General features: G+C 74.4%; 13 protein-coding genes. 11 read left to right on the forward strand and 2 right to left on the reverse strand.

The window, feature by feature from the left end; all coding sequences use genetic code 11:
• Window positions 1-358 precede the first annotated feature (358 nt).
• The 5 genes from pdhA to ACIRRS_RS12995 all read left to right on the forward strand — a co-directional run bounded on the left by pdhA (window position 359) and on the right by ACIRRS_RS12995 (window position 6,811).
• The gene (gene pdhA / locus ACIRRS_RS12975) at window positions 359-1,513 is read left to right on the forward strand and encodes a pyruvate dehydrogenase (acetyl-transferring) E1 component subunit alpha (RefSeq protein WP_402969047.1); all 1,155 of its coding nucleotides are present in this window, start codon (window positions 359-361) and stop codon (window positions 1,511-1,513) included.
• Window positions 1,513-2,487, forward strand: coding sequence for an alpha-ketoacid dehydrogenase subunit beta (locus tag ACIRRS_RS12980; RefSeq protein WP_402969050.1), 975 nt, complete (start codon window positions 1,513-1,515; stop codon window positions 2,485-2,487). The genes pdhA and ACIRRS_RS12980 overlap by 1 nt, the downstream gene beginning before the upstream one ends.
• Before the next feature lie 14 nt (window positions 2,488-2,501).
• On the forward strand, window positions 2,502-3,911 hold the full coding sequence (locus ACIRRS_RS12985; RefSeq protein ID WP_402969053.1) for a dihydrolipoamide acetyltransferase family protein: 1,410 nt from the start codon (window positions 2,502-2,504) through the stop codon (window positions 3,909-3,911).
• Between the two features lie 251 nt (window positions 3,912-4,162).
• Entirely contained in the window at window positions 4,163-5,395 is a 1,233-nt protein-coding gene (locus tag ACIRRS_RS12990) for a M64 family metallopeptidase (protein WP_402969056.1), read from the forward strand.
• A gap of 69 nt (window positions 5,396-5,464) precedes the next feature.
• A complete protein-coding gene (locus tag ACIRRS_RS12995; RefSeq protein WP_402969059.1) occupies window positions 5,465-6,811 on the forward strand; it encodes a nitrate/nitrite transporter in 1,347 nt (448 codons plus the stop codon).
• Between the two features lie 15 nt (window positions 6,812-6,826).
• On the opposite strand, the gene ACIRRS_RS13000 is transcribed toward ACIRRS_RS12995, so the two are convergent.
• Window positions 6,827-7,648 (reverse strand): maleylpyruvate isomerase family mycothiol-dependent enzyme, encoded by an 822-nt coding sequence (locus tag ACIRRS_RS13000; protein ID WP_402969062.1) that lies wholly within the window; start codon window positions 7,646-7,648, stop codon window positions 6,827-6,829.
• 175 nt (window positions 7,649-7,823) lie between these two features.
• Between ACIRRS_RS13000 and ACIRRS_RS13005 the strand changes: the two genes are divergently transcribed.
• The 3 genes from ACIRRS_RS13005 (at window position 7,824) to ACIRRS_RS13015 (ending at window position 10,579) form a co-directional block, all read left to right on the forward strand.
• Window positions 7,824-8,621, forward strand: a complete 798-nt coding sequence (locus tag ACIRRS_RS13005; RefSeq protein WP_402969065.1) for a carbon-nitrogen family hydrolase — start codon at window positions 7,824-7,826, stop codon at window positions 8,619-8,621.
• A 130-nt stretch (window positions 8,622-8,751) separates the two neighbouring features.
• Window positions 8,752-9,717 carry a GntR family transcriptional regulator gene (locus ACIRRS_RS13010; protein ID WP_402969068.1) on the forward strand — a complete coding sequence of 322 codons (966 nt, stop codon included), beginning with the start codon at window positions 8,752-8,754 and terminating at the stop codon, window positions 9,715-9,717.
• 214 nt (window positions 9,718-9,931) lie between these two features.
• A complete protein-coding gene (locus ACIRRS_RS13015) occupies window positions 9,932-10,579 on the forward strand; it encodes a hypothetical protein (RefSeq protein ID WP_402969071.1) in 648 nt (215 codons plus the stop codon).
• A 16-nt stretch (window positions 10,580-10,595) separates the two neighbouring features.
• Here the strand turns inward: ACIRRS_RS13015 and ACIRRS_RS13020 are convergent, their stop codons facing one another.
• Window positions 10,596-11,384, reverse strand: coding sequence for an SLATT domain-containing protein (locus tag ACIRRS_RS13020; RefSeq protein ID WP_402969074.1), 789 nt, complete (start codon window positions 11,382-11,384; stop codon window positions 10,596-10,598).
• Between the two features lie 363 nt (window positions 11,385-11,747).
• On the opposite strand from ACIRRS_RS13020, the gene purD reads away from it, so the two are divergent.
• From purD to ACIRRS_RS13035, 3 genes are all read left to right on the forward strand, one after another.
• Window positions 11,748-12,995 (forward strand): phosphoribosylamine--glycine ligase, encoded by a 1,248-nt coding sequence (purD, locus tag ACIRRS_RS13025; protein WP_402969077.1) that lies wholly within the window; start codon window positions 11,748-11,750, stop codon window positions 12,993-12,995.
• Between the two features lie 535 nt (window positions 12,996-13,530).
• Entirely contained in the window at window positions 13,531-15,084 is a 1,554-nt protein-coding gene (locus ACIRRS_RS13030) for a hypothetical protein (RefSeq protein ID WP_402969079.1), read from the forward strand.
• Window positions 15,085-15,310: 226 nt separating this feature from the next.
• A complete protein-coding gene (locus tag ACIRRS_RS13035) occupies window positions 15,311-16,879 on the forward strand; it encodes a N,N-dimethylformamidase beta subunit family domain-containing protein (protein ID WP_402969081.1) in 1,569 nt (522 codons plus the stop codon).
• Window positions 16,880-16,902: the final 23 nt, after the last annotated feature.

Genomic DNA, 16,902 nt, shown 5'->3' on the forward strand with positions numbered 1-16,902 from the left:
CCATGACGGATCGAACCGATATCGAGAACCCCCTTACGTACGGGCGTCTGCCCGGATAACGTGCGCTGGTGTCCTGAAGGCGCTCGAAATGAGAGCTGCGTCACGCCGCCCGTCACCCCCACCCTTCCGACGGCGAGCCGAGCGCGGCACCCTCGGGGTTGTGGACCCTGAACAAGTAGGACGTCCTAGCGCAGACGCGCCAAGGGCGGACGCTGGGTAACGTTCTCTAGCGGGACGCCGTCGGAACAGGATCACCACCTGCCACGCAGTAGGTGCGCACACCCACGCGCGCCCCGCGAGGCGGTGACCGGACCGGTCACCGGCGACCCCGGGCGGCCGGACAGACCGAGGAGTGAACGTGACCGTCAAAAGCACGGCGAGGGCTCGCAAGAAGGCGGCCCCCGGCGTCCCTGACACCCTCCGCGCCACGGGTAAGGACGCCCAGCCGGAGCTCGTGCAGCTGCTCACGCCGGAAGGCGAGCGGGTCGAGCACCCGGATTACCCCCTCACCGTCACCCCCGACGAACTGCGCTCCCTCTACCGCGACCTGGTGCTCGTGCGCCGGTTCGACGGCGAGGCGACCGCACTGCAACGCCAGGGCGAGCTGGGCCTGTGGGCCTCGCTGCTCGGCCAGGAGGCCGCCCAGGTCGGCTCCGGCCGTGCCATGCGCACCGGCGACTACGCCTTCCCCACCTACCGCGAGCACGGCGTGGCCTGGTGCCGCGACGTCGACCCGCTGAACCTGCTGGGCATGTTCCGCGGCGTGAACCACGGCGGCTGGGACCCGAACGAGAAGAACTTCCACCTCTACACCATCGTGATCGGCGCGCAGACCCTGCACGCCACCGGGTACGCGATGGGCATCACCAAGGACGGCGCCGACGACGCGGTGATCGCGTACTTCGGCGACGGCGCCTCCAGCCAGGGCGACGTCAACGAGGCCTTCACCTTCGCCTCGGTCTACAACGCCCCGGTGGTGTTCTTCTGCCAGAACAACCAGTGGGCGATCTCCGAGCCCACCACCACCCAGACGAAGATCCCGCTGTACCGCCGCGCCTCCGGCTTCGGCTTCCCGGGCGTGCGGGTGGACGGCAACGACGTGCTGGCCTGCCTCGCGGTGACCCGCTGGGCGCTCGACCACGCCCGCAACGGCAACGGGCCGGTGCTGATCGAGGCCTTCACCTACCGGATGGGCGCGCACACCACCTCCGACGACCCCACCCGCTACCGGCACGCGGAGGAGACCGAGGCCTGGAAGGCCAAGGACCCGATCCTGCGGCTGCGCACCCTCCTGGAGAAGGAGGGCCTGGCGGACGAGGACTTCTTCGCCGCCGTCGACGCGGAGAGCGAGCAGCTGGGGCTGCGGGTGCGCGAGGGCGTGCGCGGCATGCCCGACCCGGACCCGACGCTGATCTTCGACCACGTGTACAGCGAGCCTCATGCGCTGGTCGACGAGGAACGTGTCGAGTACGTGGAGTACGCGGCCTCATTCGAAGCGGGGGAGAACCACTGATGGCCGGCCAGCTCAGCATCGCCAAGGCGCTCAACGACGCGCTGCGCAAGTCGTTGGAGAACGACCCGAAGACCGTCCTGATGGGCGAGGACATCGGCAAGCTCGGCGGCGTCTTCCGCATCACCGACGGCCTGCAGAAGGACTTCGGCGAGGGCCGGGTGATCGACACCCCGCTCGCCGAGTCCGGCATCGTGGGCACCGCGATCGGCCTGGCCCTGCGCGGCTACCGCCCGGTCGTGGAGATCCAGTTCGACGGCTTCGTCTACCCGGCCTTCGACCAGATCGTGTCCCAGCTGGCGAAGATGCACGCCCGCGCGCTCGGGCACATCAAGATGCCCGTCACCGTCCGCATCCCGTACGCGGGCGGCATCGGCGCCGTCGAGCACCACAGCGAGTCGCACGAGGCGTACTTCGCGCACACCGCCGGCCTGCGGGTGGTCTCCCCGGCCAGCGCGCACGACGCGCACTGGATGCTGCGCCAGGCGATCGAGTCGGACGACCCGGTGATCTTCCTGGAGCCCAAGCGGCGCTACTGGGACAAGGGCGAGATCGGCGAGGCCCCGGACCTGGGGCTGCACGACGCCCGGATCGTCCGGTCCGGCACCGACGCGACGCTGATCGCGTACGGCCCGATGGTGAAGGTCTGCCTGGAGGCCGCCGCGGCCGCCGAGGAGGACGGCCGCCGCCTGGAGGTCGTCGACATGCGCTCGCTCTCCCCGGTGGACTTCCGGACGCTGGAGGAGTCGGTCAAGCGCACCGGTCGGGCCGTCGTGGTGCACGAGGCGCCGGTCTTCCTGGGCATGGGCGCCGAACTGGCCGCCCGGCTCACGGAGAAGTGCTTCTACCACCTGGAGGCGCCCGTCCTCAGGGTCGGCGGCTACCACGCGCCGTACCCGCCGTCCCGGGTCGAGGAGGCGTTCCTGCCCGACCTGGACCGCGTGCTCGACGCCGTCGACCGCGCGCTCGCGTACTGATCCGGGGAGCGAAGATGACCACCGAAGTTCGCTCGCTCCGCGAGTTCAAGATGCCCGACGTGGGCGAGGGCCTCACCGAGGCCGAGATCCTCAGCTGGTACGTCAAGCCCGGTGACGTCGTCACCGACGGGCAGGTCGTGTGCGAGGTGGAGACCGCCAAGGCGGCGGTGGAGCTGCCGATCCCGTTCAACGGGGTCGTCGAGCGGCTGCACTTCCCCGCGGGGGCGACGGTCGACGTCGGCACCGTGATCATCTCGGTCGCGGTCGCCGGGGAGGCGGGGGCCGCTCCGGCCGCCGCCGCGCCCGCTGCCGCCGCCCCGGCCGAGGCCCCCGAGGCCGAGCCGGAGCGCCGGGAGGTGCTGGTCGGGTACGGCCCGCGCACCGGCACCGCGCAGCGCCGGGCCCGGCGGACCACGGCCACCGCGGCCGTCACCGCGAAGCCCGCTCCGGTCGTGGCCGCTCCCGTGGCCGCGCCCGCTCCCGTCGCCGTGGCCGTGGCCGAAGCCCCCGTCGGGGAGCGGCCGTTGGCCAAGCCGCCGGTGCGCAAGCTGGCCAAGGACCTCGGCGTCGACCTGCGCTCGGTCACCCCGACCGGGACGGGCGGCGTGATCACCCGCGAGGACCTGCACGCCTTCGCGGCGGCCCAGGCCGCGCCGGTGGCCGTGGAGCCCGCCGACGTCGCCGAGGTCGTCGAGGCCGCGGCGCCGGTCACCTCGGCGGCGGGCGACGTCCGGGTGCCGATCAAGGGCGTGCGCAAGGCGACGGCGCAGGCGATGGTGGCCTCGGCCTTCACCGCCCCGCACGTCACCGAGTTCGTCCAGGTCGACGTGACCCGCACGATGAAGTTCGTCCGCAAGCTCAAGGAGACCGGGGAGCTCGGCCGCGACGTCCGGGTCAGCCCGCTGCTGCTGGTCGCCAAGGCGCTGCTCACGGCGGTCAAGCGGCACCCCGGGATCAACGCGCAGTGGGACGAGGCGGCCCAGGAGATCGTGATCAAGGGCCAGGTGAACCTCGGCATCGCCGCGGCCACCCCGCGCGGCCTGATCGTCCCGAACATCAAGGACGCCGGGGCCAAGACCCTGGCGGGCCTGGCCACCTCGCTCGGCGAGCTGGTCGAGACCGCCCGCCAGGGCAAGACCTCGCCGGCCGACATGCAGGGCGGCACGATCACCATCACCAACGTCGGCGTCTTCGGCGTCGACACCGGCACCCCGATCCTCAACCCCGGCGAGGCCGCGATCCTCGCCTTCGGGGCGGTCCGGGAACTGCCGTGGGTGCACAAGGGCAAGGTCGTCCCGCGTCAGGTGACCACGCTGGCGCTCTCCTTCGACCACCGCCTGGTCGACGGCGAGCTGGGCTCCCGGGTGCTGGCCGACGTGGCCGGCCTGCTGGAGCAGCCGAAGCGCCTGATCACCTGGGGCTGACCGGCTCCGACTCCTGGGAGGGCCCTGTTCCGTACCGCGGAGCAGGGCCCTCCGTCGTGCTCCGGGGACGGGTCGGCGGGAGCCCCGGGGACGGGTCGGCGAGATTGGTTGGGATGACTGGTCGGATGCGGATCGTTCGGCCAGGTCGGTGACATTTGCGTCCGCCGGTAGGGGCGACACGCCGGGTCGGGTACGTCTCCGCTCCACCACCCGGGCGACGCGGGTGACCGGAGCACCGAGGACGCACCCGTATGCCGCCTGGCAACCCTGGCCGTCTCGTCCGGAGTCTGGCCGCGCTCGTGCTGGTGTCCACCGCCGTCCTGCCGGCCGCGCTGGAGCTGGCGGGCCCCTCGCCGTTCGGCGTGATCGGCGCGGGCGCCCCGCCGGCGGACCGGGCGGCGCCGCCGCACCACGCGCTGCGGGCCGACCAGCGGGCCCCGGCGGCCGCCCCGACCTTCGACATACGCCGCACCGGGGACCCGTCGAACCGGATCACCCTGGTGCTGCTCGGCGACGGGTACACCGCCGACCAGCAGGAGCTGTTCCGGCAGCAGGCCGACAAGGCCTGGCACGCGCTGATGGACATCGAGCCGTTCCGCACCTACCAGGGGTTCTTCAACATACGGCGGGTCGAGGTGGTCTCCCCGGTCGCCGGGATAGCCGAGAGCGAGAGCCGGGGCCGCAACCCCGCCACCCCGCTCGGCATGCACTTCTGGTGCGAGGGCACCGCCCGGCTGCTGTGCGCCGACGAATCGGCCACCGCCCGGTACGCGGGGGACGGGGCCGGGCCGCAGTACCTGATCGCGCTGGCCAACTCCGTGGAGTACGGCGGCGCCGGGGGCACCGGGGTGACCACCCTGGCCGGGGGCAGCCCGGACGCCGGGCGGATCATCCAGCACGAGATCGGCCACACCGTGGGGGACCTCGGGGACGAGTACGACAGCGCCCCGGAGGACGCGGACTACCCCAACCTCTCCACCCTGGGCGCCGACGACATGCGCCGGAAGCAGACGAAGTGGTGGCGCTGGCTGGGCGCCGAGTCCCCGGACGGCGCCGGGACGGTCGGGGCGTACCGCAGCGCCAACGGCCTCTACCGGCCGACCCAGGACTCCGTGATGCGCACCCTGGGCAGTGCCTACAACCTGCCCTCGCGCGAGGCGATCATCGAGGAGCTGTACCGCAAGGTCCGCCCCACCGACGCCCCGTCCCCGCCCCCGGGCGAGGTGACCGGCCGCCCCCGGCTGGACGTGCGGCCGCTGCCGCTGACCGGCGCCCGGCAGCTGGCGGTGGAGTGGAAGGTGGACGGCGTCCCGGTGACGCCCCAGCCCGCCGACGGCCGGCTGGACACCGCGCGGCTGGACCTGGCGCCGGGCCGGACGGCCACGGTGACGGCCACGGTGCGCGACACCACCGACTGGGTGCGGGACGAGGGCTTCCGGGACAAGTACATGACCCGCTCCGTCTCCTGGACCGTGACCGGCTGAGTCCGGTTCGACCGGTTCCGAACCCCCACCCTGGGCGTTCAATCATGGGATGACTAATCTGGTCGCACTATGACCGTGGAGCCCGCCAGTTCAGCCCCGTCCCGATCCGTCCCCGCTCCTCGAACCACCGCCGAGCCCCCGGCCGGCGCCGCCGCCCCCGTGTGGACGCCCCCCGGCGGGCGCGGGGCCTGGCTGGCGTGGTCCATCGGCGTCAGCGTCTACATCCTGGCGGTCATCCACCGCACCAGCCTCGGCGTCGCCGGGCTCGACGCCGCCGACCGCTTCGGCATCGGCGCCTCGGCGCTCTCCACCTTCTCGATCCTCCAGGTGCTGGTCTACGCGGCCATGCAGATCCCGGTCGGCCTGCTCGTCGACCGCTTCGGGCCGCGCCGCGTGCTGCTCCTGGGCGTGGTGCTGCTGAGCATCGGCCAGCTGGCCTTCGCCTTCAGCTCCTCCTTCGCCCCCGCGCTGGTCTCCCGGGCCGTGCTCGGCTGCGGCGACGCGATGACCTTCATCAGCGTGCTGCGCCTGGCCGCCCGGTGGTTCCCGGCGGCGAAGAACCCGTTCGTCGCGCAGCTGACCGGCCTGGCCGGGATGGGCGGCAACCTGATCACCACCGTGGTGCTCGCCCAGGCCCTGCACAGCGAGGGCTGGACGCCGACCTTCACCGTGATCGCGCTGCTCGGCGTCGGCGTGTTCGCCCTGGTCGCGCTGTTCCTCAGGGAGGCCCCGGCCGGGGCGGCCGAGGTGCGGCCGCAGGGCGGGGAGCGCCCCCGGACCGGCCGTCAGGTGCGGGACTGCTGGCGCGAGCCCGGCACCCGGCTCGGCCTGTGGGTGCACTTCACCACGCAGTTCCCGGGCAACGTCTTCGGCCTGCTCTGGGGCCTGCCCTACCTGGTGGAGGCGCAGGGGATGTCGCGGGCCGGGGCGGGCTACCTGCTGACCCTGCTGGTGCTCTGCAACATGACCGCGGGCTTCGTCTTCGGTCGGCTGCTCTCGCGCACCGCGCGGGCCCGGATGCCGATCGTGTTCGGCGTCATCGGGGCGACCGCGCTCGGCTGGGCGCTGGTGCTGGCCTGGCCCGGCGGGCACCCGCCGATGTGGCTGCTGGTCGCGATCGTGGCGGTGATGGGCGGCAACGGCCCGGCCTCGCTGGTCGGCCTGGACTACGCGCGCGCCCGCAACCCCGTGGAGCGGCTGGGCACGGCCTCCGGGATCGTCAACATGGGCGGCTTCATCGGCACGATGATCACCCTGCTCGGGATCGGCCTGCTGCTGGACGCGCTCTCGCCGGAGGGCGCCGGGGAGTACTCGGCCGAGGCCTTCCGCTGGGCGTTCTGCTGGCAGTTCCTGCCGCTCGCGGTGGGCACGCTGATGATCCTGCGGTTGCGGCGGAAGGTCGCCGCAACCGCGTGAGGCGCCGCGACGGCGTCAGAGGGTGACCGCGAAGTTGGCCAGCACCCGGTCGGCCAGCTCCTTGTCGCCCTCGACGGTCACCGGCCCCGGGCGGCCGCGGCCGCAGGCGAGCCGCAGGTACGTCTCCCAGTCCATGGTGAGCTGGACGTCCGGGGCCAGGCTGATGGACTCGTCCACCGTGCCGCGGCCGGCCGAGTCGACCCGTACGGTGCGCAGGAACTCCAGCGGGCCGGTCACGTCCAGCACCAGGGCCGTCCCCGCGGGGGCGCCGGCGGTGTGGGCGACGGCCTTGGGCAGCAGCTCCAGCAGGACGTCCCGGGCGATCAGGGCGCCCGGGGAGTCCAGGTTGCCGGGGGTGTGCAGGGCCCGGCGGAGGTCCTGCTCGTGCACCCAGACGTCGAAGGCCCGCATGCGCAGGAGCTGGTGGTACGGGACGTCCCTGGCGAGCGGGCCGAGCGGCGTGCGGACGAACTCGTCCGGAGTCTGCCGGGCGTTGCGCAGCGCCCGGGAGCGCCGGATGATCGTGTACTCCAGCTCGCCGACCATCTCCAGCGCGGTGTGGCAGCGCCGCTTGTCCACCGGCAGCTCGATGTAGCGGGCGAACTCGCTGGTGACGTGCCGCAGGTCGCGGGGGAGCGAGTGGATCGGGCGGGGGTCGCCGAGCAGTTCGGACTCGACGGCGATGACGTGCGAGACGACGTCCCTGACGGACCAGCCGGCGCACTCGGTGGCCCGGTTCCAGGAGTCCTCGGGGAGGGGGGCGACCAGTTCCGATAGGGACTCGATGCTCTGCGTCCACGCCTCGGTGCACGCCTGCACGGTCTGGTTGTCCGTCACGGGAATCTCCGGCCCTCCGTCAGCTCTCTCGCCGCCCGCGCCCCCGGCCGTCTGGGCCGGCCGGGATGGTCCGGCTTCCGGGCGCACGCGCTAACCGCACGTTACGCTGCCGGGTGACAGCTGGGCAGCGCTTTCGGGTGACGATCGTAGGTCTCTTGCCGTGGACGGTGGTACTGTGCGCGCTTCATTGATCCAACTCGCGGTCTCCGACGCCGAGCCGCCGGCCGAACGGCGGGCCCGCGCGGCCTCGCTGGTACGGGCGCAGCAGGGAGCGGACCTCGTGGTCCTGCCCGAGCTGTGGCCGCTCGGCGGCTTCGCCTACGACCTCTGGCCGGAGGGCGCGGAGACCCTGGACGGGCCCACCTCGGACGCCATGGCCTCGGCGGCCCGGGCGGCCGGGGTCTGGCTGCACGCCGGGTCGATCGTCGAACGCGATCCGGACGGGCCGATCTACAACACCTCGCTGGTCTTCGCCCCGGACGGCGAGCTGGTGCACACCTACCGCAAGATCCACCGCTTCGGCTTCGACAGCGGTGAGGCGGTGGTGATGGGCGCCGGCCAGGAGATCGTCACCGCGCCGACCGGGTTCGGCACGCTGGGCCTGGCCACCTGCTACGACCTGCGCTTCCCGGAGCTGTTCCGGGCCCTGCTGGACGCGGGCGCGCAGCTGCTCGTCGTCCCGGCGGCCTGGCCGGCCCGGCGGCGCGAGCACTGGACGCTGCTGGCGCGGGCCCGGGCGGTGGAGGAGCAGGCCTTCGTCCTGGCCTGCAACACCGCAGGGACGCACGGCGGGGTCGAGCAGGCCGGGTACAGCCTGGTGGTGGACCCGTGGGGCCGGGTGCTGGCGGAGGCCGGGGCCGGCGAGGAGGTCGTGACGGTCGACTTCGACCCGGCCGAGGTGGGCCGGGCGAGGGAGGAGTTCCCGGTGCTGCGGGACCGCCTGCTGGGGATCCCCGCGCCGGTGCAGAGGTAGTTCCAGGGGGTTGGTTCGTACCAGCCTCCGGCGGGTTTGAGAAGATGAGCACTCGTCGTGTTCTCCGCCGTTCCCGGCCGCTCCGTCGAGGGACGGCCCGGGGCGGCCCGCCCGCGAGGAGGTCGCGCGCATGTCGCTCAACGGCGCGGACGACATCCGCCCCGTCATCCAGCGCAACAGCCTGCGCGAACAGATCGCCGGGGCGTTGCGCGAGGAGATGATGGCCGGCCGCCTGGAGGCCGGCCGCAACTTCACCGTCAAGGAGATCGCCGAGCTGTACGGCGTCTCGGCGACCCCGGCCCGGGAGGCGCTGGTCGACCTCGGGGCGCAGGGGCTGCTGCGGGCCGAGCACCACCGGGGCTACACCGTGCCCGAGCTGTGCTGGGCGGACTTCCTGGAGATCTTCGAGTCCCGGGTGCTGATCACCGACAGCTTCCACCGGCAGTTCGCCAGCGGCCGGGCGATGCCCGACCTCTCCCGGCTGCCCTCGCTGCGCCGGCGGGCCGAGGCCGCCCAGCGGGCCGCGCGCAGCGGCAACCTGGACGTGATGGTGGGCTGCGACCGCCGGTTCTGGCAGGAGGTCGCCGCCCTGCTCGGCAACCGCCGGATGGCCGACTACCTGGACTGGCTGCGGGTGCAGTCGTGGATGTTCGCCGCCCGCTTCCTGCGGGAGATGCCCGTGCTGGGAGGGGTGTGCTGGGACCGGCAGGTGGAGCTGGTCGACGCGATCGGGGCCGGGGACGTGCACGGGGCGCACCGGATCGTCTGCGAGTACAACCTGTTCACGGTGGAGCTGCTGGCCGGGCTGGCGGGGGCGCCGCTGGAGTCGGTGACCGTGCTCGGGCTGCTCACCGACCGGCCCGGCGACCGTACGGATCCGGTTGCGGCCCCGGCCGCACCGCCTCACGTCGAGCCACCCGTCGCGCCCCCGGCGGCGGCCGTCGAGGAGCCCGGGGGCGGGGCCCGTCCGAGGAAGGGCGGCGCGGCGGGGGAGGAGCTGGGCAAGGAGCTGGGGCGCGAGCTGGGCCTGGGCCTCGGCCTGGTGCCCCAGCCGCGCGCCGTCGCGCACGGGAGGTTCGGCCGCAGGCTGCCCTGAGGCCCCTGCGAGGTCGCTCCCGGACCACTTCGGGGCTGCTCGCGGGCTGCTCCCGGGCTGCTCAGGGGATCCCGGGGCCGTACCGGGCACGGGCCGGTAGGGTGGGCGGTCGTCGAACCGGGCGCCGCGTGAGGCGGTCGTCCGCGTACCGACCCCGCCCCCGTCGCCCCGCCTCCCGCGGGCGATCCCGCCGCCCGGAGAGGAACTGCCGGCCATGGCCTGCGACCTCTGGCTCGTCCCGCTGGTGGACGTGCTGAGCCACAGCCCCAACAACCCCTTCCGGGACGATCTCGCGCTCTACAACGCGACGTTGGCCTCGTACGGGCTGCCGGAGGTGCCGGTCTACCAGTACGTGCCGGGGATCAGCGGGGCCGTCGAGCCCATAGCCGCCTTCGACTACGACTCGCTGCACTTCCTGCGCCGCGCCTACCTGTTGGGCCTGACCGGCCTGGACATCACCCCGGTCGACCACCTCGGCGGCGACTACGAGCAGTTGCTGGAGATGTTCGAGAGCACCGCCGAACAGTCGCACCTGGTCTGGCACTTCGACCACGCCGGCGCGTACGTGCCGATCGAGTTCGCGGCCCCGCTGGTGGACGACGCCCTGCTCGCCTCCGGCGGCCCGCTCGGCTCCAGCCACGGGCTGCTGCGCGAACTCCAGGCCGTGGCACCGGCGCTGGGCATCGACCCGCTCAACCCGCCGGACCCGACCCGGCCGCTCGGCCCGACCGGCCTGGAGCAGCCGTTCGGGCCGCCGATCGACGACGTGCACCCCTTCGCCCGGGAGCGGCACGCCTGGTCGGGCCTGTACGCCGCGGCGGCCCGCAGCGTCACCCAGGGCTCGATGATCGTCTTCGCCTGACGGACGGGTCGGGGCCCTACCGCAGCGGGCCCTCCGGCGGCCGCTGGCGCGGCATGGTGGGCCTGGTGCCCGGCGGGGGCAGCACCCGCACCTGCGCGCCGCCACCGGTCTCGCTGCGCCCGCCCCACGTCCCCGGGGCCTGGGTGGGCAGCTGGGTCATCGAGGCGCGGAACTCCAGCATCCACTCCGAGGTCTCGGTGCGGACCATGTCCGAGACGTCCTCGCAGAAGCGGCGCAGCACCCCGAGGCAGCGCTCGGCGGCCTCGCCCGCGGTGCCCTCCGTCGGGCCGAGCACCTCGCGCACGCACTCCGAGGCCCAGTCGAACTGGAAGGCCTCCAGGCGGCGTTGCAGCGCCTGCGCGGTGGAGACGTCCCGCATCCAGCCGGAGGTCAGGCCGAAGACCCGGTCGGTGCCGTAGCAGGCGGCGGAGAGCGCGAGGCCGACGTAGCCCCAGTCGGCGCCGTGGGAGATCGCGCCGGTCAGGTCGACCAGCGGGGCGGTGACCGCGCCCACCGCGGAGCCGGCCGTGCCGAAGCGCAGCAGCCGGGCCCAGCGGCGCTTCCACACGCGGTCCCGGCGGTACCACTCGATGGCCTCGACCGCCCGCTCCTCGGACCAGCGGTACAGCTCCTCCAGGCGCTCGGCGGGCTCGCCCCAGTCCCCCAGCGGGAACTGGCGGGCGCTCAGATCGACCCGGCGGCGGGTCGTGGCCCGGCGGGCGACGGTGGCGGGGGCGGACTGGTCCTCCTCGCCGACCTCCTTGCCCCAGGCACTCTCCTCGGGCTGCATTTCCGGCTGGCTCACCTGTGGGGCTCCCTGTGCGGGCGGCTGGGTCTGGCGGCGCATCGGCTGACGTGGCGTCTGCCGGTGGTTGTCCAACAGCACTTCTTACCGCCAAATGGCTGACCGTGGGGACGCTTCCCCGATGATCGTTACCGGATTCGGCCACCGGAACCCGAGGTGGGCGGGTTGCGCGAGTCGGCGGGATTTCACCCGTCCGAGGGAGGGCCCGGTGACCCGCCGTCCTGACCCGGACACCCGCTGCTGATCACCCCGGGCCCGGTTCGGAGGTTCCTCCGGGCTCCTCGGCGTACGGACCTCTTCCGGCTGGACGATCGCACGGGGGCCGGGGGAGGCCGGAACCGGCCACCGACTACCCTGGCGAGCGTGAAGGTCCTCGTCATCGGCGGCGGCGCCCGCGAACACGCCCTGTGCCGCTCCCTGTCCCAAGATCCCTCCGTGACCGAGCTGCACTGCGCCCCCGGCAACGCCGGGATCGCCCGGGTGGCGACGCTCCACCCGGTCGACCAGCTGGACGGCGCCCAGGTCCTCGACCTCGCCGTGCGGCTCGGTGCCGAGCTGGTCGTCGTCGGCCCGGAGGCCCCGCTCGTCGCGGGCGTCGCCGACCCGCTGCGCGCGGCCGGCATCCCGGTGTTCGGCCCGTCCGCGGAGGCCGCCCAGCTGGAGGGCTCGAAGGCCTTCTCCAAGGACGTGATGGCCGGAGCCGGCGTGCCCACCGCCCGCTCCTACGTCTGCACCACGCCCGAGGAGGCCGCCGAGGCCCTGGACGCCTTCGGCGCCCCGTACGTGGTCAAGGACGACGGCCTGGCGGCCGGCAAGGGCGTCGTGGTCACCTCCGACCGCGAGGCCGCGCTGGCCCACGCCGCCTCCTGCGAGCGCGTGGTCATCGAGGAGTACCTCGACGGCCCCGAGGTCTCGCTGTTCGCGATCACCGACGGCACCACCGTCCTGCCGCTGCAGCCCGCCCAGGACTTCAAGCGCGCGCTGGACGGCGACGAGGGCCCCAACACCGGCGGCATGGGCGCCTACTCGCCGCTGCCCTGGGCCCCGGCCGGGCTGGTCGAGGAGGTCATGGAGAGCGTCCTGCAGCCGACCGTGGACGAGCTGCGCCGCCGCGGCACCCCGTTCTCCGGCCTGCTCTACGCGGGCCTGGCGCTCACCTCGCGCGGCACCCGGGTCATCGAGTTCAACGCCCGCTTCGGCGACCCGGAGACCCAGGTCGTGCTGGCCCGGCTGCGCACCCCGCTGGCGGGCGTCCTGCTGGCGGCCGGCAACGGGACCCTGGACCAGCTGGAGCCGCTGCGCTGGAGCGAGGAGGCGGCCGTGACCGTCGTCGTCGCCTCCGAGGGCTACCCGGCCGCGCCGCGCACCGGTGACCCGATCGAGGGACTGGCCGAGGCCGAGGCGGACGGCACCGCGTACGTGCTGCACGCGGGCACCAGGGCGGGCGGGGACGGCGAGGTGCTGAGCGCCGGCGGCCGGGTGCTGTCCGTCACCGCGACCGGCGCCGACCTGGCCCAGGCGCGCGAGCGCGCGTACGCCGGGGTCGGCCGGATCTCACTCAAGGGCGGCCAGCACCGCACCGACATCGCGCTGAAGGCGGCCACCGCGTAGGGGACTTCGCCCGAAGGGGGCGCTGCGGACCACAGGGGTTTCCACCCCTTGGACGCAGCGCCCCCGGCGTTTCCGGGGCGAGGGTGACGCAGGGGCCGCGCGCACCGTTCGGCGGCCGGATTCCAGCCCATCGGGTGACAGCGTCCGCATCCGGCTGACGCAGCCGGGCGCCCGGCCTTATGGTGCGCTGGATCGCCGTGCGGCGGGGCGGTGCGCCGGGCCCGCCGCCGGGTAGCGGTGTTCCCGCGGGGGGATGCTGGACGGCGTCCGGCCGGGCGGCCGCGCGGGTGCTTCGCACCGGACCGGTCCTCGCCCCGAGGGTGACGTCGACGGTGTTCGGGCAGTGTCACCGGGACGAGTGGAAACCGGGACGATCCGGAACGCCCACCCGGGCCGGCGCGTCGAAAATGCCAGTAGCACCACGCAGCTTGCACTGCCGGGATCGGGCCATTCCGCTTCCCGGTCGGAACTGATCGTTTCGAGTCGGCTCAGGGGCCCGTCACCGGCGCTCCCGAGCCCCGAAGGGGGTGCCGGTATGGCCGCAGTCGACACCGCGCGCGCTCACGCCCGGGCGGTCCTGCGCGTCCGGGGCCTGGCCCTGGCCGTCGCCGTCCTGCCCGCCGCCGTGGCGGTGGTCCTGCTCGCGGGCCGGTTCACCGGCCGGATCGGCGCGCCCGGCTCCGCCGACGCCGTCGGCTGGGACGCCGCCCGCTGGGCGGTGTGCGCCGTCGCCGTCCTCACCCTCGCGGTGGCCGCCCTCACGGCCCGCGCCCACCGCAGGGCCGTCCCGCCGCGCACCCCCGCCGTGCCGCTGGAGCGCGCCGAGGCGCCCGAGCTGTACCGGCTCATCGACGAGCTCGCCGAACGGCTGGAGGTGCCCGCGCCCTCCGCCGTCGCGCTCACCCCCGACTGCGACAGCTGGCTGGAGGACATCCCGGCCGACGGCCGCCACCACGCGGCGCCCGCGCCCGTCCTGGTGATCGGCTCGCCGTTCCTGTGGTGGATGCGGGCCGGTGAACTGCGCGCCCTGCTCGCCCCCGTGGTCGCCGGGACGGCCGCCTCCGCCGATCCGGAGATCGCCGCCGCCCGCCGCTTCCTGCGCAGCCTGGACGCCAGCCTCGACCCCGGCGCCACCGCCCTCGGTTTCGGCGTACCCGTCCAGCCCGCTCCGCCCCGGCGCGGGCCCGCCGCGCTCGTCCACCGCCTCACCGGGCGGATCACCCGCCGGCTGCTCGGCGCCTGCCGGGGCCACGCCGCCGAACTGGAGCGGTCGGTGGCCGGCTGGGCCTCCGAGCAGGCCCGCACCGTCGACTACGGCCTGCGCATAGCCGCCCAGGAACAGGTCGGCCTCGCCTACGCCGGCTGGGACCGCCTGCTCACCAGGGTCGCGCTGCCCGCCTGGCGCCTCGGCCGCCACCCCGCCCGCCTCAACGCCGGGGTCGCCGCCGCGCTCACCGAACTGTCCCGCCGCGACCGGCTGGCCGAGGGCTACGGCACCCGGCTCGGCGACCGCCCCGCCTGCGACCTGCTGGAGGAGCCCGGCGCCGTCGACCGGGCCGTCTCCCTCCTCGCCGCCGAACTCTTCTTCGGCCTCCCCCCGGCGGGCAGCTGGCACGAGCTGGAGTGGACCGACTACCCGGCCGAGGTCGTGGACGCCGGCTGGCGCTCCCGCGCGGCCGCCCTGCAGGCCGCCCTGGACCGGCTCGCCCCCCAGGCCCGCCCCGGCGCCCCCACCCTCACCCGGCTCCTCGGGCGGCTCGCCGAGGGCGACGGCGAACGCCTCGCCGCCGCGCTCGCCGCCGGGCCGGCCCGAACCGCCGCCCCCGCCCCGCTGCTGGAACCCGTTCGCTCCGGCCGCGACCTGCTCGTGGACCACGTCACCGCGATGGTCTGCTGCGCGGCCGTGGACACCGCGGGCGGCGCCCCCGGCCTGGACTGGCTGGACGGCCCGGTGCTTCTGGTGCGCGGCGTCCGCCGCACCGACCTGGCCGGGCCCGTCGCCCAGGCCGTCGAGCAGGGGCAGGACGGCCCGCTGCGCGCCTGGCTGGAGGCCGCCGAGGTCCGTTCGGAGAAGCCCGTGCGCCTCTGACGGCCGGCCCCGGGCGGCGCTCGGCACCCGCGCACGCGCCCCCGGGGCGCTCGGCCGTCGGCCGTCTCCGCAGGCCGGAGGCCCTGGGCGTTCGGCCCGCGAGATTTCCGTACACCAATTGCTACCGTAGGGTGACGCAGCGTCCGCACGGTGTGGTGTATTAGACCGCACGCACTTCCGGGGGGCACGTGCCAACCCGGACGACGGTGCCACCTGGGAGGGGCGCGTGGGGACCGAACTCAATCGCCGCTGGGAGTCCGGAACGCACGCCTACAGCGTCTCCGACCCCTTCGGACAAGGCCCGCTGCCCTGGCTGCGCAGCCCCGACGAGTACCTCGACAACGGCGACAGCGTGCCCTGGTACGTCTCGGTGGACGCCCCCGGCCAGCGCCCCCTGGCCGCCGCGGGCCGCCCCCGGCCGCCGGTCGGCACCCCGCTCAGCTCCAACGACGTGGACCAGCAGATCAAGGGCTTCGCCTCGGCCGGGGTCGTGCGCCCCGGCGGCTCGGTGGACTTCCGGGTGACGGTCAACCCGCCCCGCGAGTTCTCCGTCGCCGTCTACCGGATCGGCCACTACGGCGGCGACGGCGCCCGCCACATGACCACCAGTCCGATGATCTCCGGCCTCGTGCAGCCCGCCCCGCTGGTCGTCGAGCGGACGGTCTCCTGCCACCACTGGTGGCACTCCTGGCGGTTGCAGATCCCCGCCCACTGGCAGCCCGGCGCGTACGTCGCCGTGCTCACCACCGGGGACCTGCTGCACCGCAGCCACATCCCGTTCACCGTACGGGACTTCGACGGGTACGGCGCCGCCGAAGTCCTCCTGGTGCTCCCGGACGTGACCTGGCAGGCGTACAACCTGTTCCCCGAGGACGGCCGCAGCGGCGCCAGCCTCTACCACGCCTGGGACGACTCGGGCGGGCTGCTCGGCGAGCACGAGGCCGCCGTCACCGTCTCCTTCGACCGCCCGCACGCCACCGCCGGTCTGCCCCTGCACGTCGGCCACGCCTACGACTTCATCCGCTGGGCCGAGCGCTACGGCTACGACCTCTCGTACGCCACCGCCACCGACCTGCACGCCGGGCTGGTCGACCCGGCCCGGCACCGGGCGCTGGTCTTCCCCGGCCACGACGAGTACTGGTCCGAGCCGATGCGCCGGGCCGCCGAACGGGCCCGCGACGACGGCACCTCCCTGGTGTTCCTCTCCGCCAACACCATGTACTGGCGGGTCGAGTTGACCCCGGCCGCCTCCGGCGAGCCCAACCGGCTGCTCAACTGCCGCAAGCGGCAGAAGGCCGCCCCCGGCAGCCCCGCCGCCGGGGCGCCCGGCGCGGCCAGCGCGCTGTGGCGCGACGCCGGGGAGCCCGAGCAGCACCTGCTGGGCGTGCAGTACTCGGGCAGCGTCGCCGCGCCCGTCCCGCTGGTCGCCCGGCACACCGCGCACTGGCTCTGGGACGGCACCGGGCTGCAGGAGGGGGAGGAGCTGCCCGGGCTCGTCGCGGGGGAGGCCGACCGCTACTACCCCAAGGTGGCGCTGCCCGAGCACACCGAGCGGGTGCTGCTGGCGCACTCGCCGTACCAGGACCTCGCCGGACGCACCCGCTTCCAGGAGACCTCCCTGTACCGGGCGCCCAGCGGCGCGTACGTCTTCGCGGCCGGCACCTTCGCCTGGTCGCCCGCCCTGGACCGGCCGGGCATGACCGACGAGCGCGTCCAGCGGGCCACCGCCAACCTGCTGGACAGGCTCTGCAAGAACGAGCCCGCAGGGGTTCGTGAAAGACTGCGGGGGCAGTGACCTCCCCTTTCACGGAGCCCCAC

Source organism: Kitasatospora sp. NPDC101183 (genome assembly GCF_044767945.1).
Classification (GTDB): Bacteria; Actinomycetota; Actinomycetes; order Streptomycetales; family Streptomycetaceae; genus Kitasatospora.

Coding starts and splice junctions, on each gene's coding strand:
- ACIRRS_RS13015 (WP_402969071.1), top strand. CDS start 9,932: ATGGCCTGCGACCTCTGGCTCGTCCCGCTGGTGGACGTGCTGAGCCAC.
- ACIRRS_RS13030 (WP_402969079.1), top strand. CDS start 13,531: ATGGCCGCAGTCGACACCGCGCGCGCTCACGCCCGGGCGGTCCTGCGC.
- ACIRRS_RS12995 (WP_402969059.1), top strand. CDS start 5,465: ATGACCGTGGAGCCCGCCAGTTCAGCCCCGTCCCGATCCGTCCCCGCT.
- ACIRRS_RS12985 (WP_402969053.1), top strand. CDS start 2,502: ATGACCACCGAAGTTCGCTCGCTCCGCGAGTTCAAGATGCCCGACGTG.
- ACIRRS_RS12990 (WP_402969056.1), top strand. CDS start 4,163: ATGCCGCCTGGCAACCCTGGCCGTCTCGTCCGGAGTCTGGCCGCGCTC.
- ACIRRS_RS12980 (WP_402969050.1), top strand. CDS start 1,513: ATGGCCGGCCAGCTCAGCATCGCCAAGGCGCTCAACGACGCGCTGCGC.
- ACIRRS_RS13010 (WP_402969068.1), top strand. CDS start 8,752: ATGTCGCTCAACGGCGCGGACGACATCCGCCCCGTCATCCAGCGCAAC.